Annotated in this window: 1 protein-coding gene; it reads left to right on the top strand. The window is 41.4% G+C overall.

Translation table 11 applies throughout. The annotated features are described in order from the left end of the window. Positions 1-261, top strand: a 261-nt coding sequence (locus tag AC2Q9J_RS18120; protein WP_499042099.1) for a deoxyribodipyrimidine photo-lyase, incomplete at both ends; no start/stop codon positions are given.

The raw sequence follows: 261 nt of genomic DNA, 5'->3' as shown, positions 1-261 counted from the left end.
ATGTAGGTAATTTTTTTACGGAACTTCTCCAGCGAATAAATATCGAAAATGTCTACGCCAATATTGAGCTGGGTGTAAATGAACTAAAGCGTGACCATGATGTACAGAAAGTATTAAACCAGCAGCAAAAAGAACTAATCCTGTTTCATGACCGTACACTGTTTCCTGTGCGTTCCATTCGCAACCAGTCCAACCTGCCCTATCAGGTTTTTGGGGCATTCAAGAAAACCTGTTATCAGCGTTTACAACATGGATTGCCCC

The organism is Planococcus sp. RAB007_Raresut (assembly GCF_057369535.1).
The sequence above is the reverse complement of the archived record's forward strand: the minus strand, read 5'-3'. Positions and strand labels throughout refer to the sequence as shown.